This window comes from Bradyrhizobium sp. 215_C5_N1_1 (genome assembly GCF_052075935.1).
GTDB lineage: Bacteria > Pseudomonadota > Alphaproteobacteria > Rhizobiales > Xanthobacteraceae > Bradyrhizobium > Bradyrhizobium barranii.
The window spans coordinates 5,448,703-5,474,645 of sequence record NZ_CP197228.1; the positions used below are offsets into that span (position 1 = coordinate 5,448,703).

A 25,943-nucleotide genomic window follows, 5' to 3' on the forward strand; every position below is an offset into this window, starting at 1 on the left:
GCGCACCCTGCGTGCGCGGTCTTCATCTTTTGGTAGATTCGACGGCGATATATCGAGGTGTCGCTAACTCCAGGGATCGAGGACAGCATGGCGTTTTCCGGATTGGGCCTGCATCTCGGCAATCTGTCGCGCCTGTCGAATGCGCAGACGCGCTCGATCAGCCCCGAGAATTTCACCGGCGAGAAGGGCAAGGGCGGCATGTCCGTCGACGGACCCGCCGCACGCCAGGCTCGCGATCTCGGCCAGGGCTGGAAGATCTCGCCCTATGTCGTCATCGAGCCCGGCGCTACCTTTACGCTCGGCGACATTCAGGGCCAGGGCGCGATCCAGCAGATCTGGATGACGCTGGCGCGCGGGCGCCTTCGTCACTCGATCCTGCGCATCTACTGGGACGACCAAACGCTGCCAAGCGTGGAATGCCCGGCCGGCGATTTCTTCGCCTGCGGATGGGAGGAGTTCGCGCAGGTGTCCTCGCTCGCGGTCTGCGTCAATCCCGGCCGCGCCTTCAACTGCTACTGGGAAATGCCGTTCCGCAAGCGCGCGCGCTTCACGCTGGAGAACCGCAGCGAGGAGCAGCTCACCGTCTACTACCAGATCAACTACACGCTCACTGAAGTGCCCGAGGACTGCGCCTATTTCCATGCGCAGTTCCGGCGTACCAATCCGCTGCCGTACAAAGAGGTCTACACCATCCTCGATGGCGTCAGCGGTGCGGGCCATTATGTCGGCACCTATATGGCCTGGGGCGTCAACAACAATGGCTGGTGGGGCGAAGGCGAGATCAAGTTCTTCATCGACGGCGACGGTGCATTCCCGACCATCTGCGGCACCGGCACCGAGGATTATTTCTGCGGCGCCTATAATTTCGACCCCTATGTCGCGCATGCCGGCCAGGGTCCGGCGCAACAATCCCGCTACCAGGAATTCACCACGCCCTATGCCGGCCTGCCGCAGGTGATCCGTCCCGATGGCGTCTACAAGTCGCAGCAACGCTTCGGCCTGTACCGCTGGCACATCCCCGATCCCGTGCGCTTCCGCTCCGATCTGCGCGTGACGATCCAGGCGCTGGGCTGGCTGCCGGGCGTCAAGGAGGCGAAGTATCTTCCATTGCAGGACGACATCGCCTCGGTCGCGTTCTGGTACCAGACGCTGCCGACCCCGCCCTTCCCGACATTGCCCGGCCCGGACTATCTCGAAATCGGCTAGCCGCCCTTCCTGCGCTCACAGCATTTGCGCCGCCCGGACGTCGTGAAGATCGTCCGGGCGGCGCCTTCGTGTTCGGCGCCGGCTACCAGGAATACTGGAGCCCCACCCGTCCAAGGGCGCGCACGTCGCTCCACGACTGCGCCGGAAGCGCCACGCCAAACTCCGTCGCGGTCCGGTTGGACGTGGACGTCAAGCTGCCGCGATCGAGACCGAACGCGATGCCCATGGTCAGTGACAGGTTTCCCTGGATCCTGATCATTCCGACCACACCGGCGGCATGCTGCCCGTCGAAGACGGCCCAGTGCGTCGAGATCGCATAGTTGGTCCCGTCGGGCAGGAACGGATTGACGAGCGAAGTCGCCATGGCCGTTCCCGTCGCTGCACGGGTAATCTGGCGTGCGAGATCGAACTGGCTCTGCACCGTCTGCCCCGCGTTCACGCAGGTGTCAGTACCCGGTATGTAGAAGAAGTTGGCACCGTAGACCGAGCAGATCTTTTCGTACTCGACCGCAGCATGGCCGGGCGTCGGGATCGCCAGAACCAGAGCGGCAGTCGCAAGGATAGCGCGCAGGTGACGTCGGAAGACGTCTCGTGCCGCGTTGATTTGCTTCCACATGTTTGTCTCCAATCAGTGACGTTGACGCGGCTCAGTAACGAGCAACGATGGCATCGCCGTTGAAGCGGTAGTTCACGCCGAGCTTCACGAGATGAAGGTCGTGGTCGACGTTCTGGGTGCTGATCCGTGTGCTCAGCGCGATCGCGGCCGGACCGAAATAAAGGTAGTCGTACTCCAGTCGCGCCGAGAGATTGCTCGTCAGCGCGTATTCAAGGCCGACGCCGCCGGTCAAGCCGGTCCGCTGGTGGTTCACGTCGAGCGGAGCAACCGTGCCGACATAGGCCTGGTAGGCGACATTGGCCCAGGCAACGCCGCCTTTGGCGTAAGCCAGTACGTTATCAAACGCGTAGCCGATGCGACCGGTGCCCGTCGCCATCGCCTGGTACGACACTGAAAGCCCGGACAAGATGGGGTTCGCGGGATCGAACGGACGATTGCCCTTGATCGACGCCCAGGAAAGATCGAGCTCGGCACCGACCACGATGTTGTCGAACTGCCAGTTGGCGCCAACCTGCGCACCTGCGAGCGCGCCCTTTGTGTCCATCGTGAAGCGATCTTGCGCGAATGCGAAGCTCGGGTCGACGAGCCGGCTGCTGCCCATGCCATAACCGCCATGAGCACCAATGTAGAAGCCGTTCCAGAGCGGCACCGGAGCGACGACCGGAGCCTTCACGGTCATGTCGGCCGCGTTCGCGGATGTGGCGGTGAGCGGCATGGCCGCGAGAAGCGGCGTGACGGCAGCAACGCAGGAGAGGAAGCGGCGCGCCGATCGCGAGAGAGAGATTGTCATGGGATGGTCTTTCAAATGTCAGAATGAATTTTAGGAGCGAGCGTCGCGTGCATCACCAGGCGTACATGAACCCCGCGCGGCCGAGGCCACGGACGTCACTCCACGATTGCGCCGGGATCGCCGTGCCGAATTCCGTCTGCGTGCGGTTGGTGAGGGACGTGAGGCTTCCCTTGTCGAGGCCGAGCGAGAAGCCGCCCGAGAACACGAAATTGCCGGAGACCCGCATCAGGCCCGAGAAGCCCGCGGCGTGCTGGCCGTCATAGGTCGCCCAGTGGGTCGAGACTGCGTAGTTGGTACCGGTCGGAAGCCACGGCGCGACGAGCGACGCGGCCATCGCGGTGCCGGTCGAAGCGCGGGTCTGCGCACGCGCGAGATCGAACTGGTTCGTCGCGATCTGGTTGGCGTTGGTGCAGGTGTCGGTGCCCGGAATGTAGAAGAAGCCGGCGCCGTACAAGGAGCAGACCTTGACGTACTCGACTGGAGCGGCGGCGTGGCTTGGTGCGGCGATCATGGCGCCGAGGCCGGCGGTGACGACTGCGGCGATCTTGGACATGGTGGACATGATGTTGTCTCCGAGGATTTCTGTTGAATGTTGTTTCGATGTGCCGGGGAATTAACGCGGGAGGCCGCCGTCGCCGTTGAAACGGACGTTGATGCCGGCCTTCACCACCTGGACGAAATGCTTGATCTCGGAGGTCGTGTCCTGGCTCACCCAATGCAGCGTTTCGGTGGGGAGAAAGATCGCGTTGTATTCGACCTTGGCGGAGACGTTGCGCAAGAAGGCCACTTCCAGGCCGACGCCGCCGACGGCACCGAACAGCTCGCGGTTGTAGTTGGTGATCTCCGGGGTGAACCGCGACGAAAGCTCCATGCGGGCATAGGCGGCACCGCCCTTGGCATAGGCGAGCCATTGGCCCGATGCGTAGCCGACACGGCCCGTCGCGGTCGCGAGGGCGGTGTAGCCGACCCCGTTGGTGGTGCTCGACGTGAGAAGGGGCGAGGTGCTGGTGTTGCCCTTCACGAAGGACCAGGAGCCGTCGACCTCGGCACCAAGGACATAGTTGCCCAGCTGCCAATTGTAGCCGAGCTGCCCGCCCGCGAGCGGTCCGTTGTAGTAGGCAGAGAACGGATTGTTGGCGGGGCTGTTGAGGGGATCGCGAAACTCCGACTTCCCCCATCCCCAGCCGCCATGGACACCGGCGTAGAATCCAGACCAGGAGACGACGGGTGCAGGCAGCGGACCGCCGGCGAAAGCAGGTGAAGTGATAATCGCGCTCACCGCTGCAACGGTGGCGGCGAGTCTGATGCGGTGAGTTACGGAACGTCCTGATTGCGTGTGCATGTCGATGTCCATTTCCTTTTCGAATTCAAGATTGATATTCTTATATTTCTCTATTTTAGATTGTGCCTTGAGACGCAACGTTTGGATCAAGCCCTTGCTTGCTTTTGAACGAACGAAACCGGCGACCGCGCAGCTTGCGGATCGACGGGACGGACTACCGGTTGTTGGAAGAACCCGCGCGCAGTCTAGGACAATGCGCTCCGCGTCCTATCGACTGGCGAACTAGGGGCGCGCGATCCGTAAGGATGTGCTTCCGTAGTCCCCTTGTGTTGTCATGACTGCTGCCCCCACTTTTGATTGAGGCCGATCTTAGGCACGACCTTTCGGATTGCCAGTCGCGTCAAAGTCACAGTTGCTGATTGTTTCCCACGCGCTTCTCATTCGGTGCACAAACGCAAGACAACGCATGAATGGGCGTCAATATCGCTACGCAACAGGTGAGCCCTGACGCGATTTGCGCAGAGCCGCGCCGATGAAAATGCGATGAGGCAAGCGCCGCTATCGCCGACTCGATTCTGATGCAGGCCGGCCCCGCGTGCAGGCGCTGCTTGATCTACAGGAGGTCCAGATGCTCTACCCGATGTCGCCCAAAGTCGTCGAGCTCAAGCGCAAGCTCGAAAGTTTCATGGATCGGCACATCTATCCGAACGAGGAGCGCTTCTATCGCGAAGCGGAAGAGCTCGGACCGTGGAAGGTCTATCCCGTTGTCGAGGAGCTGAAGCCGCTGGCGCGCGCCGAAGGTCTCTGGAATTTGTTCCTGCCGGAGTCCGGCCACGGCGCGGGTCTCACCAATCTCGAATATGCCCCGCTCTGCGAGGTGATGGGGCGCACGCATCTGGCGCCCGAAGTGTTCAACTGCTCGGCGCCCGACACAGGCAACATGGAGGTGCTGGAGCGCTATGGCACGGAGCAGGACAAGGAGCGCTGGCTGAAGCCGCTGCTCGCTGGCGAAATCCGCTCCTGTTTCGCCATGACCGAGCCCGCGGTCGCATCATCCGATGCGACGAACATCGAAAGCTCGATCGTGCGCGACGGCGACCATTACGTCATCAACGGGCGGAAATGGTACACGACCAACGCGACCGACCCGCGCTGCAAGATCTGCATCTTCATGGGCAAGACCGATCCGGACAATCCCGACCGCCACAAGCAGCAATCCATGATCCTGGTGCCGATGGACACGCCGGGCATCGAGGTCAAGCGTCCGCTGCCCGTGTTCGGCTTCTACGGCGTGCCCGACCGCGCTTCCGAGGTCGTCTTCACCAATGTGCGCGTGCCCAAGGAGAACATGCTGCTGGGCGAAGGCCGCGGCTTCGAGATCGCACAGGGCCGCCTCGGCCCCGGCCGCATCCATCACTGCATGCGGCTGATCGGCCTTGCCGAGCGTACGCTGGAAAAGATGTGCCGCCGCGTGCGCAGCCGCGTCGCCTTCGGCAAGCCGGTCTCGGAGCAGACCGTGACGCAGGAGCGAATCGCGGAAGCCCGCATCATGATCGAGCAAGCCCGGCTGCTGACGCTCAACGCCGCCTATGCGATGGACACCGTCGGCAACAAGGTCGCGAAGGCCGAGATCGCGATGATCAAGGTCGCCGTGCCCAACATGGCCTGCCAGATCATCGACTGGGCCATCCAGGCGCACGGCGGCGGCGGCACCTCGAACGATTTCGGTCTGACCCAGGCCTACGCGACCGCGCGCCTGCTGCGGCTTGCCGATGGGCCGGATGAGGTGCACCGAAACCAGATCGCGCGGTTCGAGCTGAAGAAATACTCGAATGCCTGAGCAGACGCTGGTTCGTCAGTCCCGAGCGGAACGCCTGAGCGTCGAAGTCTAATCGATGCTTGGCGGCTCCTGGATGGGTGCAGAGACATTTTGCTTCGAAATCGCTTCGAGCATCGCTCCGAAAATGATGATCGGCAGATAGAACGCAAGCATGATCGTATTCCTCCTGCTGTGACAACCTTGGCCTGCAGGACCAGGTTCCTCAAATTGACACTCGCCCGCCTCGGAACAATTTCGTCGCTTACCTAGCTACCGACGAAACCGAGTCGCAGGCAGTATCAGGAACGCATCGCGTCAATCGCATGGGCGATCAGAACGACTGCGCTCGCGGCAATGAGAAACACAAACAACCAGCTCATGTCCGCCTCCGATCCCGGAAGTGAACGCGGTCATCCATGCACAGTCAAAAACCATCGGTCTGGAACCGCTATTCAACGGCTGGCTGATGCTTCGCAGCAACATTTGCGTCCGCTGTCGGCTCTATCGGCAGAATGCCAGAAGAAGCAACGCACCGACGACGCAGGCTGCCAGGACTAAAAACCAAACGCCCATACGGTCCCCCGACTCACACAAGCGCGTCAGGATTAGCCCTGCGATTTGGCATTGAAACGCCTGTTGGCGGTTTTCCCCAAGCCAGGCGCGATCCATGGGCTCGTTGCGTTAGTCCAATACCTCTACCGTCGCGGAGCGGCCGGCGACGAGCGAGATGGTGTCGGGGACATTGTCCAACGCGATGCGCACGGGGACGCGCTGGGCGAGCCGCACCCAACTGAAGGTCGGGTTGACATTGGCAAGCAGGTTCGCGCCCTCAGCGCGGTCGCGGTCCTCAATGCCGGCGGCGATGCTCTCGACATGGCCCGACAGCGTGACCGTTTCGCCCATCAGGCGGACCCGCACCTTGTCGCCGGTGCGGATGCGCGCGAGCTTTGTCTCTTCGAAATAACCCTCCACGTGCAACGTATCCGTGTCGACCAGCGCCATCACGCCCTTGCCGGCCGTGACGTAAGCACCGGGACGCAGATCCATATTGGTGATGACACCGTTCACGGAGGCGTGGACCTCGCTGCGATCGAGGTTGAGCTGGGCGACCGCGCGGTCGGCGACGGCCTGATCGAACGCCGCCTTGGCCTGGAGCTGGGTGGCCAACACCTGCTCCTGCTTCTGCTGCGATACCGCATCGGTGGTCAGCGCGCTGTAGCGCTTCAAATCGGAATTGGCCTGGTCGAGCGTGGCCTGATGACCCGCCACGGATGCATCGGCTTGCCGCAAGGCCAGCGCGAAACGTTCGCGATCAATCCGGAACAGCACATCGCCGCGATGGACTTTCTGGTTGTCCTTGACCAGCACCTCCGTGACGAACCCGGAGACGTCAGGCGCGACCTGCACCACATCGGCGCGGACGCGACCGTCGCGGGTCCAGGGCTGCTCCATGTAATAGACCCAAAGTTCACGGCCGACCGCGAGCGCGGCGACGACGGCGACAACGGTCAGCGCAAGGCGGCCAAACCAGGCGAAATTCCCCTTCATGGCAAAAACTCCGAGAGATAGACGACGCCGCCGAGAAGACAGACGAAAATCGCGAAATCGAACAGCGCACGGTGCCAGACCAGCCGGTAGAGGTCGAAGCGCTGCATGAGCCGGCGCAGGATCGCGCTCAGGACATAGGCGACGATGATCCACAGCAGCAGCGCCGGCACGAGCACGCCATAGATGTCGATCACGTATCTCATGCGGCAACACTCGCGCCTGTACGCGGCCGGTAGGCCGGTGCGTCCGGGAACAGGCCGCGGCGGATGCCGACGAGGCCGATCAGAGCGTCTTCGCGCGCGCGGTCATTGGAATCCGTCACCGCCTTGGCCAGCGCCCGATCGACGCTGGTCAACAGCTCGGTCGGCATTCCTCCACCGGCATGGTTGCGGCAAGCGATCGCGAGCTGATCAAGCATGTCGTCGATGACGGCAATAGTGGTTGCGGCAAGCCCATAGCGGGCGCGGCGCAGGTCGATGATATTGATCCCGATTCGAAGCTGCACGAGGCTATCGGCATCGTGGCGATCGCTCTCGGTGAGGAAGGCGATGCGCTGCACCAGCAGCCCGAGCCGATGCAGCATGAGGCCCGCAAACTCTGCCCGATCATGCTTGCCGCGGCGCTCGGCAGCGACCGCGAGCGTCTTCCAGCTCGACAGCACCAGGCGATGGGCGACCCACTCCGCGCCCACGCCGCGCGCGATCCGCGTCACGAGCTCGGCGATGACGACGCCGACGAAGAAGGCGACCGCAGAATTGGCATAGGATGCGAAGTCGGCGCTGTAGGTCGATTGCAGCGCCAGCAGCGTGGCCGTGTTGGCCGCGAGCGCCATGCCTGTTCCCGCCGTTGCCGGCCGTCCGATCAGGAAGCCGTAGAGCAGAAAGGTCGGCGCCAGCGCGACGATCAGAACCTCAATATTGGAGATCGCGGGCACCAGCGCGAACAGATAGATCGCGACGACCACGATGGCGACCAGCGACCACAGGCCGAAACTGCGGATGAAACGTGCGGGCTCGTCCTGCGCGGCAAAGAAGGAGCACGCGACCGCCGCCATCATCGGCGCCGAGGCGCCGTCCGGCCAGCCGGTCCCGATCCAGAACGCGCAGCAGATCAGGATGGCGGTGGCCGCGCCGACCGCCGACCACAAGGCAAGGCCGCGGTCGCGATGGCGCACCGGCGCGGCGCCGGCCTCGGAACGGAAGGCCAGGTCGAGCGTCGAAACATTGCGGCTCTCGGCGATGGCCTCGCTGAGCACGCGGCAGTCGCGCGAGAGGTCGACCAGCTCGCGCAGCCGCAACAGCAGGCTCGTGGTGATGATCCGCTCCCATGAGGCGCTGTCATCGAGCACCGCCTGTCGCTCTGCGATCGCGGCGCGGATCGGCTCGGCAGGTTGCCGCGCGCCGACATCGCTCGCAATCCATTGCGCAAGATCCTCCAGCAGCCGCTTCAGCTCGGGCTGCCGGCGCAACGCCTCCTCCCCCAGCGCTGCCAGCCGATCCTCCAGCGAGGCGATCACCGGCAACAGCATCAGCATGCGCAGCCGGATCTCGCCGAGGCCAGTCACCGCATTGCGATCGGTCAGCCGGTCATACGCAAGATGAGTGGAAAGCGTGTCGATCTCGACGATGTCGGTCGCAAGCTTGAGTCGCCTGCCACGGCGCGTTTCACTCGTTCCCTGGCGAAGCAGCACCGCCTGGCTCAGGCGCTGCGCATCCGACAGCCAGGCGTCGACGCGATTGGCGACGGCTGGCGCGACGCTGCGGGGAAAGACGATGGTGGAGACGAGGCTCGCGCAGATGATGCTGAGGGAAATCTCCTCCACCCGCGCAATGGCGGTATCGAAGATGGCGCCGGGCTCCGAGACCGAGGGAAACCCGATCAATGCGACCGTGTATCCCGCCAGCATGAAGACGTAGCTGCGCGGCGTGCCATCGAGCAGCGACAGATAGAGGCAGAGTCCGACCCAGAGCGCGATCGCGAGGCAAAGCAATTCCGGCGCATCGATCAGGTTCGGCACCAGCGCCACCGTCATGGCGGCGCCGACCAGCGTGCCCATGACGCGGAAGAACGCTTTTGAGCTGGTCGCGCCCGCCAGCGGCTGCGAGGTGATGTAGACGGTCGCCATCGCCCAATAGGGCCGCGGCAAGTCCATGGCGAATGCGATGACGAGCGCCAGCATCGACGCGGCAAACGTCTTCAACGCAAAAATGACGTCCGCGTGGCGGACCAGGAACGGCTCGTCTGCGCGCATGCTATTTCGTCTCTGGACCGGTCTTGGTGTCCTGCAGGCGACTGGCCCGCTGCTCGATGCGCTGAAGAGTTTCGAAGGTTATCGCAAGTTCGTCCGCGCCGATATCCTTGAGCAGGCTCGCCCGTACCCGGCGCAGCACCCGGTTGGTCTCTTCGACCTTCGCCTCGCCCGCTTTGGTCAGATGTAACGTTTTGGCACGGCGGTCGCTCGGATCCTCGCGACGTTCAACCAGCCCTTCGGCCTCGAGCAGATCGATCAACCGGACCAGCGACGGCCCCTCGATGCCGAGCTCGTCGGCGAGCACGCCCTGTCGCACGTTCTCGCCCTGCCGCGACAGCACCAGCAGCGGAATCGCGGTCGCATAGGACAGGCCGTGATCGGACAGCGCCTGATCCGACTCACGGCGCCAGATGCGGGCCAGACGTGCGATGAGCCGGCCGATCTCGCCGTGGATATGCGCCTGCGAGGGAGCCATGCAATTTGATAGGACGCGAACTATTAGCTTGCAACTATATAATCCGACGTATCGCAATCGATCACGCAAATGCGAACGAGGACAACGCTGGATGGGACCGGGTTCCGCGACCGAGGCAAGGGAGACAATAGCGGGCGAGAGCACGCTGACGCTGGTCCCGACTTTCGTGGTCGTCGCTGTGGACGCCACGGGCATGGGAATCATCCTGCCGTTGCTGCCGTTCTATTCGCAGCGGCTCGGCGCGACGCCGTTCCTGCTCGGCGCGCTGATCTCGGCTTATGCCGTCTGTCAGCTCGTTGCCGGCCCCGTGGTCGGCATGCTCTCGGATCACTACGGCCGGCGGAAGGTTCTGGTCGTCAGCCAGATCGGGACTTTCATCGGCTTCATCCTGCTCGCATTGGCGGGCAACCTGACGCTGGTGTTCCTGGCGCGCATCATCGACGGCCTGACATCAGGCAACATCTCGGTCGCTCACGCCTATGCCGCCGAGCACAGCGCGCCGGCAACACGCAAGCAGGCACTCGGCATGACCAGCGGTGCGATCGGGACCGGGCTGCTGCTCGGCCCTGCTCTCTCGAGCTTCCTCGTGCACTACGGCCAGACCGCGCCGGTGTGGGCCGCGGCCGCGCTCTCGCTGATCAGCATCGTTGCGACGATCGCCCTGCTCCCGCCTGATCACCCGGCGTCCGAGCCGCTCTACCAGCATCGCGTGCCCGAGCCGACGCTGACCCGCAGCCTGCTCGGCATGCGCTATGCCTGGCGGCTGCTCGGCCTGCTCATCGTGTTCTTCTTCGTCAACTCGATGTTCCTGTCGCAGATCGGCCTGTTCCTGTCGGCGCGGTTCTCCTGGGACGGACATCCCTTCGGTGCGCGCGAGCTCGGCTGGATGTTCGCCTATGCCGGCTTCATCAACATGGTGGTTCAGGGTCTGCTCATCACGCGTGTGAGCATCATCGCGTCAGACCGCAGCATCGTGATGGCCGCGTTCGCTTGCATGGGTCTCGGATTTGCCGGACTTGCGGCCCGCGACAATGTCGGCCTGCTCGCGATCAACCTGACACTGATCATCGTCGGCACCATGTTCGCGCGCAGCACGCTGACGGCCGAGCTGTCGCGCTCGACCGCGATCAATCGTCAGGGCATGATTATGGGCCTGAACCAGTCGCTGATGTCGGGTGCGAATATCAGCGCGCCGCTCCTGAGCGGCGCGCTGATCGGTCATCGGCTGTTCGTTCCGTGGGCGCTTGCTATGGCCGCCATCGCGGCGATCGGCGCGGCGCTGGCTGGCCAGCTGCTGGATGCACCGCGGACGCGCTAGCGCCCTCGCCTCAGTTCACCACGTAGACGTCGGGATCGAAGCTCGAGCTCGGCTTCTTGAAGGCGTTGCGCAGGGCCGCCGACATCGGGACATTGTAGTTGAGGCCGTTCGGCGGCGTCGGCGATTCCAGCCAGCGCTTGTAGAGCACCTCGATCTCCGGGCTCGCGTAGAGCTCGGCGGTGGCGCGGTCGGCGAGCGCCTTGAACGGCGCGTCTTCCCGCCGCAGCATGATCCCGAAGGGCTCGGCCTTCGAAAACGTCTCTTCGCTGATCATGAACAGCGCCGGCTCCTTCGAGCGCGCAATCGCGACCGCAAGCTGGACGTCGTCGAGCGCGTAAGCCTGAGCGCGGTCGGTTTCCAGCAGCAGGAACGCTTCGGCTTGATCCACGGCCGGCATTATCCTGATGCCGAGATTTCGCTCGGTGTTGACCTTGGCAAGCTGATTCAGATTGACCGAGCCTGCCACCGCCGTGACGGCCTTGCCCTTGAGATCGTCGATCGTGTTGATCTTCGCGGCCTTCTTGGCCGCAAACCGCGTCGCGCTGAGGAAATGCGTGTTGGTGAAGGCGACCTGCTTCTGGCGGTCGGCGTTGTTTGTCGTCGCCGAGCAGTGCAGATCGAGGGTGCCGTTGACCATCAGCGGAATCCGGTTCGACGACGTCACGGCGAGGGTGTCGACGGCGATGTCGGGCATGCCGAGCTGCTTCTTCACGGCATCCACGATCTTGAGGCAGATATCCATCGCGAAACCGATCGGCTTCTGGTTGCCGTCGAGATAGCTGAAGGGAACGGACGCTTCCTGATAGCCGAGCGTGATCTTCTTGGTCTCCTTGACCTTCTGGAGCGTGCCCGACAGGTCCTCGGCTGAAGCTGCGCCCGCAAGACATGTCAGGGCCAGCATAACGGTGGGAAGACGCATCGGGGGCTCCTCAAGGGGATCAAGGGCTGCGCCGGCGCGCAGCCGCGCGTGTGATAGCCCAGAGCCGGACCAACCGCCAGACGAGGTTCCGCCTATCAGCTATCGCGGTTTTATATCGGCCGGACCTAAGGGGGGCGTGACGCCCCGCCCTATTCGCAGGTGAGCTGCTGCTCGAACCAGCCGGAAACCCGCTCCGACAGCGGCGGCCACATCCGCTGGAAATTCGAGAGCTTGCCGACATTGACGCGGTACATCGCCCGCAATTCCTGCTCGATGGCCGGTAGGTCAACGCCCATGCAGGCCCTGTCCTTCGCGATCGTCTTGCCGGCGACGACGACCTCCTTCACCAGCGACGCATTGCCCCGCGCGAACAGAAGCGCCATGGGGTCAACGGGCATGATCTGATCTCGGTCCAGCCGGTCGAGGTCGATCACGACGAAATCGGCGGGATTGCCTGCGACGAGCTCGCCGCTCCTAGGCGCGCCGGTGGCACGGCGCCCATTGCGGACAGCAAGCGCGAACAGCTCGGCCGGCATCCAGGTCGCCTTGAAGCCGAGGCCGCCGTGGGCCATCTGCACCAGCCGCATCTCGCGCAGGATGTCGTCGTCCTCGTCCAGCGCCAACCCGTCAACGCCGACCGCGATGGCGCAGCCACATGTGTGTGCGGCGGCGATCGGGGCGAGTCCCGAGCGCAGATGCATGTTCGAGCTGAAATTGGTGACGATGCGCGCGCCGGAGGCTGCGATCATCTCCAGCTCATCGGGACGGGCGTGGATGCAGTGCGCCAGCGTCAGCCGCTCCGAGAGGAAGCCGATATCGCGCAGCCAGCGCACCATGTCCGGAAAATTCAGATCGGCCCAGGCGCGCTGGTACGTGGTCTCCAGCAGATGCATGTGGATGCGGCGGCCCGTCTGCGCCGAGTTCTCCGCCACCGCCTCCAGCAGCGGCTTCGAACACCATTGCACGCCGGCGGGTCCAAGCTGCACGTCGACCATCGGGCCGGAGATGGCGGCGGCAATCGCATCGGTCAGCTCGATATAGGCCTTCGGAGACATCGGCGCGCGAACGAAGAGGTCTTCGATGGTCTTGCGGTCATCACTGGGGAGGCCGGAGAGAATCGGCTCGGCATCGCCATAAACGATCGGATTCCGGTCCCGCACCGCGAGGGCAAATGCCACGCGGATGCCGACATCGGATGCCGCCCTCGCAATCGCCTTGGCTTCATCGAGCAACGGCATCGTCCCGCTTGGGCGGGTGTAGTGCACCATCATCGCAGCGCAACCAACCCTGGCGGAACGTGCCAGTGCGGAGGCCGCGGTCAGATAGGGATCGATGGGCGTGCCGAGCGCGGTGCGCAGGATCCAGCTTTCGAGGGGCATGCCGATCGCCCCGAAGGACGACGCGGTCGCGCGCGCATGGTCATGGGCGTTGACGAAGGCAGGAATGACGAAGGAGCGAGGCCCGCCAGCAGGCCCCGCTCCTTCAAGAATGTCGGTGATGATACCGTTATCGTGCCGCAGCACGACATTGTCGGTCACACCGAGATCAGGGCCACGGAACAGGCTGGTTGCCGCAATCTCCGTGGCCATGACCGTCTCTCCAAATTTAGTTGGCAGTATACACCAGCTCCCGCTCCGCACGCGGCGGCAGGAATTCGCGCGAGAACACCTCTGCGGGCGTCGGCGCGCGGGCGAGTTGATAGCCCTCGACCACGATGCCGATGGCGCGCGTCATGCGGTCATCCTTGATGTCGCCGATGCCGATCTCCTTCATCTCGGGCGAGACGATCAGCTTGTCGAAGGAATATTGCAGCCGGCGCTTCTCGACGGCGACGTCGATCAGATTGTCGTAGTTCAGCGCCGCCTTCATGCCGGCGTTCTGGTCCTTGGCCACCGCGATTGCGCCCTTGTTGATGGCGCGCACGAGCCCGGCCACCGCCTTCGGGTTCGACGCGATCAGCTTTTTCGAGACCATCACGCCGTTGGAGTAGAGGTCGAGGCCGTACTCACCGAACGAGAACCATTTGAAATCCTTGTCGGGGTCCTGGCGGTTGAGCACGAGGTTGAAGTAGCTGGTGATGTTGAACACGAGCGCGGCGTCGATGTCGCCCTTGATCAGCATCGGCTCCTGGAGGTTCGGGGCCATATTGGAGATCTTAATCTTCTCGCCGTCGAGCCCGTTCTTGCGGGTGAACACCGGCAACAGCCGCGTCGTCGGCGTACCCTGCGCGCCGCCCAGCGTGTGGCCTTCAAAATCCTTGATGGTGTTGATGCCGCTGGTTTTCTTGGCGACGATCGCGAACGGCGGCTGGTTCCACATCATGTAGACCATGACGGGCGCCTCCTGCGGCTTGGTCGAGGCGTTCTGAATGATGGCGTTGACGTCGCCGAAGCCGGCGTCATAGGCCCCCGACATCACGCGCGTGACGGTCGCGCCGGAGCCTTCGCCCTGGTCGATGACGACGTTGAGGCCTTCCTCTTTGAAGTAGCCGTTGTCCTTGGCGTAGAAGAATGCGGCATCGCTGCCTTGCGTCTTCCAGCCCAGCGTGAACTTGATCGTGGTTTCCTCGGCCGTGGCAGCGCCCGCGGACAGAGCCAATCCCAGCAGCGCGACTGTTACTTTTCTCAACATCAAGACCTCCTCAAGCTTCGTTGCATGACGGTTCAAGAATTCAGGTGGCGATCACGTCGTTCTTGCGCGTGGCCCAGCCGGTGACGCGCCCTTCGATCAACGAGAACACCGCGTAGAGCGCGACGCCAAGTCCGGCGAGCACGAACAGGCCGGCGAACACCAGCGGCACGTTGAAATTCGAGGACGCGGTCATCATGACGTTGCCGATGCCGCGGTTGGAGGCGACCGTCTCCGACAGCACGGCGCCGACGAAAGCGTAGGAGATCGCGACCTTCAGCGAGGCGAAGAAAAACGGCATGGTCCTGGGCAGACCGACATTCCAGAGGATGTCGAACTTGCTGGCGCCGAGCGCCTTCAATACGTCTTCGAGCTCGGGCTCGGTGGTCGCAAGGCCCGTGGCGATATTGACGACAATCGGGAAGAAACAGATCGACAGCGCGGTCAGCACCGCCGGCACCGTGCCGGAGCCGAACCACAGCACGAAGATCGGCACCACCGCGACCTTGGGGATCGAGGAGAAGCCGATCAGCAGTGGATAGCAGGTGTCATAGGCCGTCCTGGAGACGCCGATGATGGCGCCGAGGGCTACACCCAGCGCAACGCCGAGGACGAAGCCGAACATGGTGGTCGCGAGCGTCTGCACGATGTGCGGCCACAGCACCGGGAAGCGCTGGAACAGCGTGACAAAAACCTGCGACGGCCGCGGCAGCACCAGGTCCGACATGCCCGTCATCAGGCAGAACAGCTCCCAGGCGACGAAGAACAGCACGATCAGCCCCGCAGACCACGCCTTCTGCCTGACATCGATCCCGAACATCAGCCTGTCCCCTGTTGGGCCGCACTGCGCGCATCCTCGATGAAGGCGCGCAGCTTCTGGTTCAGCGCGACGAAATCCGGCTCGAAGGTCATTGCGACGGTGCGCGGCCGCGCGAATTCAACTCGGCTGTCGTCGAGGATGCGGCCGGGACGCGCGCTCATCACGCAGATGCGGCTGGCGAGGAAGCCGGCCTCGCGCAAATCATGCGTCACCAGCAGCACCGTCGGCTTGTGCGTCATCCAGAGGTTCTGGAGGATCGCCCACAGCTCCTCGCGGGTGAACTGGTCGAGCGCGCCGAACGGCTCATCCAGCAGCAACATGCGCGGCTCGTGGATCAGCGCGCGGCAGAGATTGGCGCGCTGGAGCATGCCGCCGGAGAGTTGCCAGGGATAACGACTGCCGAATCCCCTAAGCCCGACCTGCTCCAGCAGGGCGTTGGCCTTGTCGCGAAACTCGGTCTTGCGCAGCTTGCGGAAGTTCGAGCGGAACGGCTCGACGATCTTCAGCGGCAACATGATGTTCCGCTCGATCGTCATCCACGGCAGCATGGTCGGGTTCTGAAAGGCCATGCCGACCCGCAGCGCCCGCGCCGCGACCTCGCGGCCGCCGACAATGACGACGCCGCTGGTCGGCTGCACCAGGCCAGAGACGAGGCGCAAAATGGTCGATTTGCCGCATCCGGATGGGCCGACCAGTGCGACAAACTCACCGTCGGCGATCCGCAACGTCGTCTTCGACAGAGCCGGCACGGCGCGGTCGCCGCGCCCGAAGGTCACGGAGGCCTCGGACAGCTCGATGGCGACAGGGCCGGAGCCTTCGGGAACGGGCTGGCCGTCAAATTGAGCGTTGGGTTGCATGCGCATCACAGCCAAAGTGTATGCAAGCTAGGTGCCAGTCGGTCGTCCTCGCAAAATCAATGATTTGGCCAAACTCCCCGCCGGATGGCCGGATTCGATTTAGGCAATACGGCCGCAAAACTGCATGCAATTGGAGCGCTGGATTGGACTAAGCCTGTGCTAAAGAGAGGTTTCGACTCTCCCCGCAAGGATTCGCCAATGGCGGCGCGCACCACCAGCAAGACCTCTGAATCATCGGACAAGGTCAGCGTGATCTGCCGCGCGCTCAGGCGCGCGATCATCGAGCAGGCGCTGGAACCCGGTGCAAAGCTGCCCGAGGATGCGCTCGGCGAACGTTTCGGCGTCAGCCGCACCATTGCGCGCCACGCGCTGGGGCAGCTTGCTGCCGAAGGTCTCGTCGAGCTCCGCCGCAACCGGATCGCGGTGGTGGCAACGCCGAGCTGGCAGGAGGCGCGCGATGCCTTCGACATCCGCATCCAGCTCGAGGGCCTTGTGGTCCGCCAGCTCGCGGGCAAGCTGAGCAAGAGCCAGATCGCCGAGCTGAATGCCCATGTCGATGCCGAGGACCGCGCGCGCGGTGGCACGGACGCGGTTTCGATCCGGCTCGCCACCGAATTCCACATCCTGCTCGCGCACATGACCAACAGCCCGATCCTGGTGCGCTATGTCAGCGAGGTCGCCTATCGCTGCTGCCTGACGCTGTCGCTCTACAGCCGACCGCATTCCACCGAATGCGCGATCAACGAGCACCGCGCCATCATCGCATCGCTCGCCAAGGGCGACGAAGCCAAGGTGATGCAATTGATGCATCATCATCTGGATTCCGTGGCCAATCGTGCATTGGTGGCCCCCACCCCGCAACGTGGCCGCGACCTGCTCGATATTCTCGCGCCTTATGCGGATGAAGTGACGAGCGACCGCGTCGTCAAGCTGCCGAAAGTGGCCCGCAGGGGTTAGGCCTCAATCCCGCGCTGGACCAGGATCCGCTCGGCGCTGTCGTTCCAGACGTCCATCTTCACGATCTGCCCGCCCCGCACGACGAAGCGATCGACATAGCGATTGCCCTCGAACGGCGTGCCGTCCATCCACTCGCCATAGAGCGTGCCAACGCTGTAGACCACGGTCTCGTCCGCGCCCGGACAGACGTCGAACCGGTCCATCTTCTTCTTGACCCAGCTATAGCGTTTTGCGTTGAAGCCGGTCGGGCCGCGCGGATGATCGAACTCGCGCCCGCCGGTAAACGTGATCACCGTGCCCGGCTTCATATAGGCCGCAGCCGCATCGGGCTCGGGTATCATCGAGGCGGTGAGATAGGCCTCCACGATCTCGGCGTCGGTCATCGGGCGTTCGGCTTTTGCGGGGGCGGACATGGCGGGCTCTCCGAGGTGCCGGCATTCTACAGTTCACGCCCCAAAGTGCATGCACATTTTTTGAACAATTTGGTGGCATAACTGCACACAATCTGGAGCTGCCAGCTTCCAAAGCTTCCGCTAGGCTACCACAGCTGAATCCGACGCCATGACCGCCCAACCCGCCTTCGACCTGATCTTCCGCAACACGCTGTTGCGATCATCCGCCGCACCCGTCGATATCGGCGTGAAGGGCGGACGCATCGCCGCGATCGAGCCGCAGCTTGCCTGCGAGGCCGTCGAGGTCGATGTCGGCGGGCGCCTCGCCCTGCCTGGGTTCGTCGACACCCACATCCATCTCGACAAGGCCTGCCTGCTCGGCCGCTGCGGGCACAATCACGGCAGCGTCTCGGACGCGATCCGCGCCGTGGCCGGGATGAAGAAGGACTTTACGGTCGAGGACGTCTACGCGCGCGGCGCAAAAGTGCTCGAACGCGCCATCGTGCATGGCACGACGCGCATGCGGACCCATGTCGAGATCGACCCCCGCATCGCCTTGCGCGGCTTCGAGGCGGTCAAGGCGCTGAAGCGCGACTATGCTTGGGCCATCGACCTGTCGCTCTGTGTCTTCCCGCAGGAAGGCCTGACCAACGACCCCGGCAGCGAAGAGCTGCTGGTGCAGGCGCTGCGCGACGGCGGCGAAGCGATCGGCGGCTGTCCCTACATGGACACCGACCCGAACGCGCACCTCGAGCGCATCTTTAATCTCGCGCAGGAATTCGACGTCGACGTCGACCTCCATCTCGATTTCGATCTCGATCCCTCCTGGTGGCACCTCGACGAAGTCTGCCGGCAGACCGAGCGGCGCAACTACGGGGGACGCGTGGCGATCGGTCATGCCACAAAACTCTCGGCGCTGCCGCCGGAGCGGATGAAGGCGGCCACCGCGCAACTGGCGACATCAGGCGTTGCCGTCACCGTCCTGCCCGCAACCGATCTCTATCTGATGGGCCGCGAAGCCACCCACAACGTGCCGCGCGGGCTGACGCTTGCGCACAAGCTCGCCGGCGACGGCGTGCTGTGCTCGGTCGCCACCAACAACGTGCTCAACCCGTTCACGCCGTTCGGCGACGCCTCGCTGCTGCGGATGGCAAATTTCTACGCCAACGTCGCGCACGCCTCGGTCAGCGACTTCGATACCTGCCTCGATCTCGTGACCGAACTGCCGGCGCGGCTGATGAACCTCAGTGATTACGGCATCAAGGTCGGCAACCCCGCCGACCTCGTCGTGCTCGATACCCAGGACAGCCGCTTCGCCATCGCCGAGTTGCCGGACATCGTGATGGGCTTCAAGGCTGGCCGGCAGACGTTTGAGCGGCAGCGGCCCACTTTGTTCGGGCCGGGCTGACCGACTTTCCGCGCCTTGCGCCCTACCCGCAGCTTGCGCGATGATCATCACAATCGACCAACGGAGCAACCGGATGGCCTTCGACACGATCTTCCTGAACGCGCGCTTCGACGGCGGAGCCCGGCATCACATCGCCGTCGCGGACGGCCGCATCGCCGCGATCACGTCCGTCGATGAGCCTCCCGCCGCAAACGAGACCATCGACCTCGGCAACGTCCTCGTCGTTCCCGGCTTCGTCGAAGGCCACATCCATCTCGACACCAGCTTCTATGGCGACGCCTGGCGCCCGCACAAGCCATGCACCAACGGGTTCGACGTGCATGAGCGCGTTGCCTTCCAGGCCCAGAACATGGCCGTATCAGCGCCGATGGATGTGCGCGCACGCAACCAGCTCGACCTCTGCATCGGCCACGGCACCACGCAGATGCGCAGCCACGTCATGGTCGACGGCTCGGTCGGCCTGAAATCGCTCGAGACGATTTTGCGCGTGCGCGAGGAATACAAGGGCCTGATCGACATCCAGCTCGTCGCCTTCCCCCAGAGCGGCATCCTGATGAGCCCGGGCACGCCGCAATTGCTGGACGAGGCCATCGGGCTCGGCGCCGACCTCGTCGGCGGGCTCGATCCCGCGAGCTTCGATCGCGATATCGAGAAGCATCTCGACGTCGTGTTCGGCGTGGCCGGCAAGCACGGCGTCGACGTCGACATCCATCTGCATGACATGGGCACGCTGGGCGCGTTCGAAATCGAGCAGATCGCAGCGCGCACCCGCGCGCTCGGTATGGAGGGACGCGTTGCCGTCAGCCATGCTTACGGGCTCGGCGACATCCCCATGGATCAGCTCAAGAAGATCGCCGACACCCTCGCCCGCTCGGGCGTCGCGATCATGACCAATGCGCCGGGCGCCCGGCCCTTCCCGCCGATCCTGGCCCTGCGCAATGCCGGCGTCACCGTGTTCAGCGGCAACGACAACATCCGCGATTCCTGGTGGCCCTATGGCGACGGCGACATGCTGCGCCGGGCCACGACGCTCGGCTATCGCTCGGGCTTCAATATCGACGAAGAACTGCGCGTCGCGTTCGATGTCGTCACCGTATCCGGCGCAAAGGCGCTGCGGCTCGAAGGCTATGGCCTGCGCGTCGGCGCCGAGGCCGATTTCGTGACACTGAATGCCGAGCATATTCCTGAAGCCGTTGTCGGAGTGCCGCAAGGGCGCTCCGTGTACAAGGAAGGCAAGCTCGTTGCATGCGACGGTAAGATTGTCGGGAAGCGCGGCTAATGATCGGATCTTTTCCGTTCGATTATACCGCTAGCTTTCCTCACTCCCCAATCCGGTAGAATCCCTGACCGTAAATACGCGCATTGCACGACGGGCCAAGGAGATCATACTAAGACCCGCACTGACATCTGCGTTCTCTTGGGGAAGTATGGAATGTTCAGCGCATTCAGCAGCATCGATTACCATTCCATTCGGGCCAACACGCCCGCCGAGATGGCCATCAAGCGACTGACCGGCATCGGCGAAGTCCTGTCGGGCATCGACATATCGGCAATCCGCACGCAGGACGACATGGCCCGCGCCCTGTTGACGCTCGATACGGCCGACAAATGCATTCGCACGATTCTCACCGAGTTCCGCACCGAGCGCACCACGGAAGTCGTCCGCGAAGCCACGAGCCTGATCAGCCTGATCGAGCTCGCGCGCGACGAACTCTCGGACTACGCGGCGGCAGCAGAGTCTTGAGCTGAATGCGCGCTGGATCTCAGCGCTTGATCTTCGCCAGAATGCGATCCGCCTCGGTGCGCCAATCGGCGCTGCGGGCAAATTCCTTCGTCCCCTTGATGCCGAACAGGCCGTCATCAGCGAGATCGGCGACCCACGCCTGCCGCTCGGCGGTGCCCTGCGCCGACCACGGTGTCAGCCCCGCCTCGCGCACGGTCTCCGCGACTTCACGCACCTCCTCGGCACGGCGACGGCCGTGCTCGATCACGCGCTGGAAGCAATAGGCGCCCTGCTTCTCCCAGTCGATCGCCGGAAACGTCTCCGCGAGCGAGGCCAGCACCGCATCCTCGACGCCATAGGCGCGCGCGGTGGTGAAGCTCTCGATGACCATGGCCTCAAGGCCCTTGATCATGATGCTGCGGCACATCTTCACGGCCGACGACACGCCGAGCTTGTCGCTCGCAACCTTGGCCTCGAACCCGATTGCATTCAGCAGCGGCTCGAGCTCCCTCGCGCCGGGGCCGCCGAGCAGCAGCGGCACCTTGATGCGATAAGGCGGCACCGAGGTCATCACGGCCCCCTCGACATAGCGTCCGTCAGCGCCGTCGATCAGAGCGGCGGCGCGCTGCTTGGCACCCGGCGAGGCCGAGTTGAAATCGAGGAACCAGGTGCCCTGGTTGATTGCGCCAGCGCAGGCTTTTGCAACGGGCACGGCCTGGCTCGCCGTGACCGCGGAGATGATGAAATCGGATTTCGCGGTCAGCTCGGCGTGAGACACCGCCAGCGTCACGCCGAACTTCGTCGCATGCTCCTTCAACGGAGCGCCGTGCTCGCCTCCGAGCTTGATGTCGTAAGCGGCCACCTTGATATCCTGCTGCCGCAAATCCTCAGCCAGGATCCTGCCGACCTCGCCGTAGCCGACGAGCCCGATCTGCCAGCGCCTGGGATCACCTGCCATCAATTCAATCCTCGTGTCGTCTCGTCGAACAGCTCCTCGACCGCATAGCGGCGCGGGATCAGCGCCTGCTGGAATGCGTAGTCGACGATCAGCTCCAACGGTTTTCTGTTCGCCTCGATCCCGAACGGAACGAGGTCGGGCGTCGCCGCGGGTCCCACCTGCGCCTTGTTCCGCTTCAGGAGATCATAGACGCCCGCAACCACATCGGGGCGCGATCTTGCAAGCCGCTCGGTCACGACCACGAGATGATTGACCGGGACGACACCACGACGGGTGTACCATTTGGCAGCCTCTGCGGCAGGATCGGAGAATAGCGGCTTCAACGTGGGATGATCAGAGGTCTCGCCGAGGACGGCGTCGAGCTCGCCATCGATCAGTATCTGCAGGATCTTCTTGTCGTTCGGCGCACGCTCGGTGGTGTCGATATATTCGGCAACGTGCGGATCCTCGAAGGTTACCCAGCGGATCTTGTCGAGATTGACGCCGTAATCGTTGGCGAGAATGCCCCTGATCCATGCGCCGGTCGTGGTCGTGAACGAGCGGATGCCGACGCGCTTGCCTTCGAGATCGGAGGGGCCGAGCGCTCCCCTTGCAGGGTTGTAGAGCGCGTAGGAATGCTGAAAGCGGCCGAGCATGGTGGCAGGCAGTAGCACCAGCGGCTTGCCATGCGCCTTCGCCATCAGATAGGTGACGATCGCCATCTCGCAGACGTCGAAAGCCTGCTCGCGCACCATCGGCTTGAACGCCGTGTTGGTCGGCGTGTACGCGATGAAATCGAGGTCGAACAGGTCGGAGCGGAGCTCGCCGCTCTTCACCGCCTGCACGTGAGGGTGACTGCCGAGCACGGCCTTCAACTTGAGACGATCCATCCGCCCGCTCCGCTTCTCTGGTCCCGCTTAGACGTCCTCGGGATTGTCGACATAGACGAGCCCGGCTTTCGCCAGCGCCTCGCGCATGTTGTACATGTCGAGGCCGAGCTCACCCGAGGTCAGCCGCTTGCGCTTGCCGCCCTCGTCCGCGTTGCGCTTCTTCGCCTTTTCGGCGACTTCAGCGGCATAGCGCTTGGGCACCACCACGACCCCGTCGTCATCGGCCACGATGATGTCGCCGGGATCGACGTTGACCCCGGCACAGACCACTGGAATGTTGACCGAGCCGAGCGTCGCCTTGACCGTGCCCTTGGCCGAGACGGCGCGCGACCACACCGGAAAATTCATCTCGTGCAGCGCTTTGACGTCGCGGCAGCCGGCGTCGATGATCAGCCCCTGCACGCCGCGCGCCTGCAGCGACGTCGCGAGCAGCTCGCCGAACATGCCGTCGGTGTTATCAGTGGTGCAGCCGACGACGAGGATGTCACCCTTCCTGCACTGCTCGACGGCGACATGGATCATCCAGTTGTCGCCGGGTTGTGCCAGCACGGTGACGGCGGGGCCAGCAATCGACGCCCCTGCCCAGACGGGCCGCAAGTAAGGCTTCATCAGCCCGATGCGGCCGTACGCCTCGTGCACGGTCGAAACGCCGTACTCTGCCATCCCTGCGGGATCGGCGCGCTCAATGTTGCGAACGACGACGGGCTTCATGCCAGCTCCTCCGCGACCGTCGGGAACAGGCGCTGATAGGCCTCGCCATAGGTCATGGGCACGCCGGCGTTGCGGCTGCCCTGGATGCCGCGGTTGAGCGCAACGCGCTCGTAATAGCCCCAGAGATGTTTTTGCGCGGCGAGGATCTGGAACGCCTCGTACTTCTCCTTCCAGACCTCGTCGATCTTGAGGAGCAGGTCCGGCTTGTAGTTGCACTGCTCAGGCTGGTGCGGCTCGAACAGGAACACCGGGGGCGCCGAGTATTTGTACTGCGCGCCGGGCTTGTGGCCCATCGCCTGCGCCACGACACGAGTCTCCTGCGCGAAATGCGCCGCGTTGGGATGGTCGAAATTGTAGGGGTCTTCCAGCGCGTGCGTCAGCACGAAGCTCGGATTGAGCTCGCGGTAGATGTCGACCATGCGGTCGAAATGCGCCTCGGTGAGCTTCAGCGGATAGTCGCCGCAGTCGAAGAACTCGATCTCGGCGCCGAGTAGATTCGCCGCCCGCTCCGCCTCGTCCTTGCGGCCGGCCTTGACCGATTCCAGCGTCGCGCCTTTTTCCTTCCAGGCGAACTGGCTCTCGCCGCGCTCGCCAAAGGACATGCAGACGATCTTCATGCGATAACCCTTCTTCGCATGCAGCGCGATGGCGCCGCCGGCGCGCCAGACGAAATCGCCGGGATGGGCGGTGATCACGAGACCTGTTTTCATGGGACGAACTCCCCTCTTTCCTTGATAAGCAACGTATCGATCGCGAGCACCGTCATGTGTCGAACCCAAACAGACGCGCGGGATTGTCGACCAGGATCTTCTGCTGGAATTCCAGCTCCGGCGCGAACAGCGGGATCAGGTCGACGAGGTCGCCGTCATTCGGCATCACCTTGACGTTGGGATGCGGCCAGTCGGTGCCCCAGATGACACGGTCGGGCGCGGTCTCGACGATCTTGCGCGCGAACGGCACCGCGTCCGTGAACGGCGGTCCGGCCGAGGACACCCGCTCCGAGCCGCAGATCTTCACCCAGCATTTCTCGTCGCGCTGCATCATCTCGATCAGGATCTTGAACGGAAGCTGGTCGAGCCCCTCGGACGCCTTCACCCGTCCCATATGGTCGATGGTGTAGCTCAGCGGCAGCTTGGCCAGCATGTCGGCATATTCGGGCAGATCGATCGCATCGAAATGCAGATCGATGTGCCAGCCGAGCGGCGCGACCATCGCGATGACGCGGTTGAATACGCCCTTGTCTGGGACGCCGCCGAGATGGCGCACGAAATTGAAGCGGCAGCCGCGGAAGCCGCCCTCGTGCAGCACCTGGAGGCCACGCTCGGTGATGGTGTCGTCGATATTGGCGACCGCGCGATAGGCGCCATTGCTCTGCGCGATCGCATCGAGCGCGACCGTGTTGTCGGTGCCGTGCACGCTGGCATTGACGATGACGGCCCGCTCGACGCCGAGCTTGGCATGCAGCGCACGAAAGTCCTCGAGCGGCGCATCCGGCGGCGTGTAGGAACGGTCAGGCGCGTAAGGGTATTTCGCGCCGGGCCCGAAGATGTGGCAATGCGCGTCACAGGACAGCTTTGGCAGCTTGAACTTCGGCGTGCGCGTGTTCGGATCTGGCGGCGGAATGGTCGGCGTGTAAATCGTTGTCATCAGGTGAACCGCCGAGCGAGATCGCTTCTTTCAAGTCTTGCTGCTGACGACCGGCCGCCGCCGTACCGGCGCGGCCTGATCGAGCGCCGGCGCCTGGAAGGCGGCGACGGTGGCCTGCACCAACTGCTCGATGGCGCTGGCGGCATCGCTGCCGTCGGCCTCGCCGCGCGACAGGCGCGAGACGCGATCCGGCGTCACCAGCGAGTAATAGAGTGCGCCGAGCAGGAAGTGGCTGCGCCAGACGATGTCGGTGCGCGGAATATGCGGCAGGCTCTCGTGGACTGCGTCGATGAAGGCATGGCTGGTGTCGTCAAAGGTCTGCGCGATGATTTTTCGCACGACCTCGTTGCCTTCGGCGGACATCACGGCGCGCAGCCGCGTGAAGCGCGCCCCGCCCCCGGCGAGATCGCTGCCCGAGGTGAAGGCCGGCACCACATAGGCGCGCACGATCGCCTCCAGCCGGTCCTGGAGGTCGCGCACGCGCTTGGCTGCGGCGAGCAGCTCGGAACGGCGCAAATTCATCGGCCCGCAATGGCGCTGGTAGATCTCCAGCAGCAGGCCGTCCTTGGTCTTGAAATGATAGGTGACGCTGCCGGGATTGGCGCCGGCGGCCTGCGCGATGTCGCGCACCGAGACGGCATTGAAGCCGTTGGTGGCGAACAGCTCCTCGGCCGCGGCGAGGATCGCCTCGCGCATGTTCGGCTTGCGGGCCGTTTCCTTGCTGGTGGGCTTGCGTACCATGTGATTTG

Annotated in this window: 27 protein-coding genes; 7 read left to right on the forward strand and 20 right to left on the reverse strand. The window is 63.9% G+C overall.

What is annotated here, in order from left to right; all coding sequences use genetic code 11:
• The first annotated feature begins 87 nt into the window (after positions 1-87).
• On the forward strand, positions 88-1,206 hold the full coding sequence (locus AB7G19_RS26460) for a glycoside hydrolase family 172 protein (protein ID WP_441268319.1): 1,119 nt from the start codon (positions 88-90) through the stop codon (positions 1,204-1,206).
• An 82-nt stretch (positions 1,207-1,288) separates the two neighbouring features.
• Here the strand turns inward: AB7G19_RS26460 and AB7G19_RS26465 are convergent, their stop codons facing one another.
• The 4 genes from AB7G19_RS26465 to AB7G19_RS26480 are packed head-to-tail and all read right to left on the reverse strand — an operon-like array spanning position 1,289 to position 3,954.
• Positions 1,289-1,822, reverse strand: a complete 534-nt coding sequence (locus AB7G19_RS26465) for a porin (protein WP_063983914.1) — start codon at positions 1,820-1,822, stop codon at positions 1,289-1,291.
• Positions 1,823-1,853: 31 nt separating this feature from the next.
• On the reverse strand, positions 1,854-2,612 hold the full coding sequence (locus AB7G19_RS26470; protein WP_071915031.1) for an outer membrane protein: 759 nt from the start codon (positions 2,610-2,612) through the stop codon (positions 1,854-1,856).
• A gap of 52 nt (positions 2,613-2,664) precedes the next feature.
• A complete protein-coding gene (locus tag AB7G19_RS26475) occupies positions 2,665-3,174 on the reverse strand; it encodes a porin (protein ID WP_085404777.1) in 510 nt (169 codons plus the stop codon).
• 51 nt (positions 3,175-3,225) lie between these two features.
• The gene (locus tag AB7G19_RS26480; protein ID WP_441268320.1) at positions 3,226-3,954 is read right to left on the reverse strand and encodes an outer membrane protein; all 729 of its coding nucleotides are present in this window, start codon (positions 3,952-3,954) and stop codon (positions 3,226-3,228) included.
• Positions 3,955-4,522: 568 nt separating this feature from the next.
• On the opposite strand from AB7G19_RS26480, the gene AB7G19_RS26485 reads away from it, so the two are divergent.
• Positions 4,523-5,734, forward strand: a complete 1,212-nt coding sequence (locus tag AB7G19_RS26485; protein ID WP_441268321.1) for an acyl-CoA dehydrogenase family protein — start codon at positions 4,523-4,525, stop codon at positions 5,732-5,734.
• 660 nt (positions 5,735-6,394) lie between these two features.
• Here AB7G19_RS26485 and AB7G19_RS26490 read toward each other — a convergent pair.
• Genes AB7G19_RS26490 through AB7G19_RS26505 form a run of 4 tightly spaced genes read right to left on the reverse strand, consistent with a single transcriptional unit; the run spans position 6,395 to position 9,987 of the window.
• On the reverse strand, positions 6,395-7,261 hold the full coding sequence (locus tag AB7G19_RS26490; protein ID WP_439034622.1) for an efflux RND transporter periplasmic adaptor subunit: 867 nt from the start codon (positions 7,259-7,261) through the stop codon (positions 6,395-6,397).
• Positions 7,258-7,464 (reverse strand): DUF1656 domain-containing protein, encoded by a 207-nt coding sequence (locus AB7G19_RS26495; RefSeq protein ID WP_028146630.1) that lies wholly within the window; start codon positions 7,462-7,464, stop codon positions 7,258-7,260. The genes AB7G19_RS26490 and AB7G19_RS26495 overlap by 4 nt, the downstream gene beginning before the upstream one ends.
• Positions 7,461-9,512 carry an FUSC family protein gene (locus AB7G19_RS26500; protein ID WP_441268322.1) on the reverse strand — a complete coding sequence of 684 codons (2,052 nt, stop codon included), beginning with the start codon at positions 9,510-9,512 and terminating at the stop codon, positions 7,461-7,463. Before AB7G19_RS26500 ends, AB7G19_RS26495 begins: the two co-directional genes overlap by 4 nt.
• 1 nt (position 9,513) lies before the next feature.
• Complete coding sequence (locus AB7G19_RS26505; protein ID WP_028146632.1) at positions 9,514-9,987, reverse strand: MarR family winged helix-turn-helix transcriptional regulator; 474 nt, start codon at positions 9,985-9,987, stop codon at positions 9,514-9,516.
• Between the two features lie 91 nt (positions 9,988-10,078).
• Here AB7G19_RS26505 and AB7G19_RS26510 point away from each other — a divergent pair, with 91 nt between their 5' ends.
• The gene (locus tag AB7G19_RS26510) at positions 10,079-11,305 is read left to right on the forward strand and encodes an MFS transporter (protein ID WP_439034619.1); all 1,227 of its coding nucleotides are present in this window, start codon (positions 10,079-10,081) and stop codon (positions 11,303-11,305) included.
• A gap of 10 nt (positions 11,306-11,315) precedes the next feature.
• Here AB7G19_RS26510 and AB7G19_RS26515 read toward each other — a convergent pair whose 3' ends face one another.
• The 5 genes from AB7G19_RS26515 to AB7G19_RS26535 all read right to left on the reverse strand — a co-directional run bounded on the left by AB7G19_RS26515 (position 11,316) and on the right by AB7G19_RS26535 (position 16,529).
• A complete protein-coding gene (locus AB7G19_RS26515; protein ID WP_439034618.1) occupies positions 11,316-12,224 on the reverse strand; it encodes an amino acid ABC transporter substrate-binding protein in 909 nt (302 codons plus the stop codon).
• 149 nt (positions 12,225-12,373) lie between these two features.
• The gene (locus tag AB7G19_RS26520) at positions 12,374-13,813 is read right to left on the reverse strand and encodes an amidohydrolase family protein (RefSeq protein ID WP_441268323.1); all 1,440 of its coding nucleotides are present in this window, start codon (positions 13,811-13,813) and stop codon (positions 12,374-12,376) included.
• 16 nt (positions 13,814-13,829) lie between these two features.
• Entirely contained in the window at positions 13,830-14,855 is a 1,026-nt protein-coding gene (locus AB7G19_RS26525) for an ABC transporter substrate-binding protein (RefSeq protein ID WP_439034616.1), read from the reverse strand.
• Positions 14,856-14,895: 40 nt separating this feature from the next.
• Positions 14,896-15,672, reverse strand: coding sequence for an ABC transporter permease (locus tag AB7G19_RS26530; RefSeq protein ID WP_014496070.1), 777 nt, complete (start codon positions 15,670-15,672; stop codon positions 14,896-14,898).
• The gene (locus tag AB7G19_RS26535; protein ID WP_039157079.1) at positions 15,672-16,529 is read right to left on the reverse strand and encodes an ABC transporter ATP-binding protein; all 858 of its coding nucleotides are present in this window, start codon (positions 16,527-16,529) and stop codon (positions 15,672-15,674) included. The genes AB7G19_RS26530 and AB7G19_RS26535 overlap by 1 nt, the downstream gene beginning before the upstream one ends.
• 198 nt (positions 16,530-16,727) lie before the next feature.
• Here AB7G19_RS26535 and AB7G19_RS26540 point away from each other — a divergent pair, with 198 nt between their 5' ends.
• Positions 16,728-17,486 carry a GntR family transcriptional regulator gene (locus AB7G19_RS26540; RefSeq protein ID WP_354237887.1) on the forward strand — a complete coding sequence of 253 codons (759 nt, stop codon included), beginning with the start codon at positions 16,728-16,730 and terminating at the stop codon, positions 17,484-17,486.
• On the opposite strand, the gene AB7G19_RS26545 is transcribed toward AB7G19_RS26540, so the two are convergent.
• Positions 17,483-17,899, reverse strand: coding sequence for a nuclear transport factor 2 family protein (locus AB7G19_RS26545; protein ID WP_441268324.1), 417 nt, complete (start codon positions 17,897-17,899; stop codon positions 17,483-17,485). The two genes, AB7G19_RS26540 and AB7G19_RS26545, sit on opposite strands and share 4 nt — an antisense overlap.
• 148 nt (positions 17,900-18,047) lie before the next feature.
• Between AB7G19_RS26545 and AB7G19_RS26550 the strand changes: the two genes are divergently transcribed.
• The 3 genes from AB7G19_RS26550 to AB7G19_RS26560 all read left to right on the forward strand — a co-directional run bounded on the left by AB7G19_RS26550 (position 18,048) and on the right by AB7G19_RS26560 (position 21,030).
• Positions 18,048-19,286: an amidohydrolase family protein gene (locus AB7G19_RS26550; RefSeq protein ID WP_439034613.1), complete on the forward strand. Its 1,239-nt coding sequence runs from the start codon at positions 18,048-18,050 to the stop codon at positions 19,284-19,286.
• 73 nt (positions 19,287-19,359) lie between these two features.
• Positions 19,360-20,565: an amidohydrolase family protein gene (locus AB7G19_RS26555; RefSeq protein WP_441268325.1), complete on the forward strand. Its 1,206-nt coding sequence runs from the start codon at positions 19,360-19,362 to the stop codon at positions 20,563-20,565.
• 153 nt (positions 20,566-20,718) lie between these two features.
• Positions 20,719-21,030 (forward strand): hypothetical protein, encoded by a 312-nt coding sequence (locus AB7G19_RS26560; RefSeq protein WP_247307230.1) that lies wholly within the window; start codon positions 20,719-20,721, stop codon positions 21,028-21,030.
• Between the two features lie 19 nt (positions 21,031-21,049).
• Here AB7G19_RS26560 and AB7G19_RS26565 read toward each other — a convergent pair whose 3' ends face one another.
• Genes AB7G19_RS26565 through AB7G19_RS26590 form a run of 6 tightly spaced genes read right to left on the reverse strand, consistent with a single transcriptional unit; the run spans position 21,050 to position 25,935 of the window.
• Positions 21,050-21,967 carry a DUF1932 domain-containing protein gene (locus AB7G19_RS26565; protein WP_439034611.1) on the reverse strand — a complete coding sequence of 306 codons (918 nt, stop codon included), beginning with the start codon at positions 21,965-21,967 and terminating at the stop codon, positions 21,050-21,052.
• A complete protein-coding gene (locus AB7G19_RS26570) occupies positions 21,967-22,836 on the reverse strand; it encodes a hypothetical protein (RefSeq protein WP_441268326.1) in 870 nt (289 codons plus the stop codon). The genes AB7G19_RS26565 and AB7G19_RS26570 overlap by 1 nt, the downstream gene beginning before the upstream one ends.
• A 27-nt stretch (positions 22,837-22,863) precedes the next feature.
• Positions 22,864-23,547, reverse strand: a complete 684-nt coding sequence (locus AB7G19_RS26575) for a 4-carboxy-4-hydroxy-2-oxoadipate aldolase/oxaloacetate decarboxylase (protein ID WP_441268327.1) — start codon at positions 23,545-23,547, stop codon at positions 22,864-22,866.
• Positions 23,544-24,257, reverse strand: coding sequence for a PIG-L deacetylase family protein (locus AB7G19_RS26580; RefSeq protein ID WP_439034608.1), 714 nt, complete (start codon positions 24,255-24,257; stop codon positions 23,544-23,546). Before AB7G19_RS26580 ends, AB7G19_RS26575 begins: the two co-directional genes overlap by 4 nt.
• 52 nt (positions 24,258-24,309) lie before the next feature.
• On the reverse strand, positions 24,310-25,194 hold the full coding sequence (locus AB7G19_RS26585; protein WP_441268328.1) for an amidohydrolase family protein: 885 nt from the start codon (positions 25,192-25,194) through the stop codon (positions 24,310-24,312).
• A 30-nt stretch (positions 25,195-25,224) separates the two neighbouring features.
• Positions 25,225-25,935 carry a TetR/AcrR family transcriptional regulator gene (locus AB7G19_RS26590; protein ID WP_166094647.1) on the reverse strand — a complete coding sequence of 237 codons (711 nt, stop codon included), beginning with the start codon at positions 25,933-25,935 and terminating at the stop codon, positions 25,225-25,227.
• Between the last annotated feature and the right edge of the window lie 8 nt (positions 25,936-25,943).

Bases quoted from the DNA above. Each gene is read 5' to 3' on its own strand.
- AB7G19_RS26460 (WP_441268319.1), top strand. From the start codon at position 88: ATGGCGTTTTCCGGATTGGGCCTGCATCTCGGCAATCTGTCGCGCCTG.
- AB7G19_RS26465 (WP_063983914.1), bottom strand. From the start codon at position 1,822: ATGTGGAAGCAAATCAACGCGGCACGAGACGTCTTCCGACGTCACCTG.
- AB7G19_RS26470 (WP_071915031.1), bottom strand. From the start codon at position 2,612: ATGACAATCTCTCTCTCGCGATCGGCGCGCCGCTTCCTCTCCTGCGTT.
- AB7G19_RS26475 (WP_085404777.1), bottom strand. From the start codon at position 3,174: ATGTCCACCATGTCCAAGATCGCCGCAGTCGTCACCGCCGGCCTCGGC.
- AB7G19_RS26480 (WP_441268320.1), bottom strand. From the start codon at position 3,954: ATGCACACGCAATCAGGACGTTCCGTAACTCACCGCATCAGACTCGCC.
- AB7G19_RS26485 (WP_441268321.1), top strand. From the start codon at position 4,523: ATGCTCTACCCGATGTCGCCCAAAGTCGTCGAGCTCAAGCGCAAGCTC.
- AB7G19_RS26490 (WP_439034622.1), bottom strand. From the start codon at position 7,261: ATGAAGGGGAATTTCGCCTGGTTTGGCCGCCTTGCGCTGACCGTTGTC.
- AB7G19_RS26495 (WP_028146630.1), bottom strand. From the start codon at position 7,464: ATGAGATACGTGATCGACATCTATGGCGTGCTCGTGCCGGCGCTGCTG.
- AB7G19_RS26500 (WP_441268322.1), bottom strand. From the start codon at position 9,512: ATGCGCGCAGACGAGCCGTTCCTGGTCCGCCACGCGGACGTCATTTTT.
- AB7G19_RS26505 (WP_028146632.1), bottom strand. From the start codon at position 9,987: ATGGCTCCCTCGCAGGCGCATATCCACGGCGAGATCGGCCGGCTCATC.
- AB7G19_RS26510 (WP_439034619.1), top strand. From the start codon at position 10,079: ATGGGACCGGGTTCCGCGACCGAGGCAAGGGAGACAATAGCGGGCGAG.
- AB7G19_RS26515 (WP_439034618.1), bottom strand. From the start codon at position 12,224: ATGCGTCTTCCCACCGTTATGCTGGCCCTGACATGTCTTGCGGGCGCA.
- AB7G19_RS26520 (WP_441268323.1), bottom strand. From the start codon at position 13,813: ATGGCCACGGAGATTGCGGCAACCAGCCTGTTCCGTGGCCCTGATCTC.
- AB7G19_RS26525 (WP_439034616.1), bottom strand. From the start codon at position 14,855: ATGTTGAGAAAAGTAACAGTCGCGCTGCTGGGATTGGCTCTGTCCGCG.
- AB7G19_RS26530 (WP_014496070.1), bottom strand. From the start codon at position 15,672: ATGTTCGGGATCGATGTCAGGCAGAAGGCGTGGTCTGCGGGGCTGATC.
- AB7G19_RS26535 (WP_039157079.1), bottom strand. From the start codon at position 16,529: ATGCAACCCAACGCTCAATTTGACGGCCAGCCCGTTCCCGAAGGCTCC.
- AB7G19_RS26540 (WP_354237887.1), top strand. From the start codon at position 16,728: ATGGCGGCGCGCACCACCAGCAAGACCTCTGAATCATCGGACAAGGTC.
- AB7G19_RS26545 (WP_441268324.1), bottom strand. From the start codon at position 17,899: ATGTCCGCCCCCGCAAAAGCCGAACGCCCGATGACCGACGCCGAGATC.
- AB7G19_RS26550 (WP_439034613.1), top strand. From the start codon at position 18,048: ATGACCGCCCAACCCGCCTTCGACCTGATCTTCCGCAACACGCTGTTG.
- AB7G19_RS26555 (WP_441268325.1), top strand. From the start codon at position 19,360: ATGGCCTTCGACACGATCTTCCTGAACGCGCGCTTCGACGGCGGAGCC.
- AB7G19_RS26560 (WP_247307230.1), top strand. From the start codon at position 20,719: ATGTTCAGCGCATTCAGCAGCATCGATTACCATTCCATTCGGGCCAAC.
- AB7G19_RS26565 (WP_439034611.1), bottom strand. From the start codon at position 21,967: ATGGCAGGTGATCCCAGGCGCTGGCAGATCGGGCTCGTCGGCTACGGC.
- AB7G19_RS26570 (WP_441268326.1), bottom strand. From the start codon at position 22,836: ATGGATCGTCTCAAGTTGAAGGCCGTGCTCGGCAGTCACCCTCACGTG.
- AB7G19_RS26575 (WP_441268327.1), bottom strand. From the start codon at position 23,547: ATGAAGCCCGTCGTCGTTCGCAACATTGAGCGCGCCGATCCCGCAGGG.
- AB7G19_RS26580 (WP_439034608.1), bottom strand. From the start codon at position 24,257: ATGAAAACAGGTCTCGTGATCACCGCCCATCCCGGCGATTTCGTCTGG.
- AB7G19_RS26585 (WP_441268328.1), bottom strand. From the start codon at position 25,194: ATGACAACGATTTACACGCCGACCATTCCGCCGCCAGATCCGAACACG.
- AB7G19_RS26590 (WP_166094647.1), bottom strand. From the start codon at position 25,935: ATGGTACGCAAGCCCACCAGCAAGGAAACGGCCCGCAAGCCGAACATG.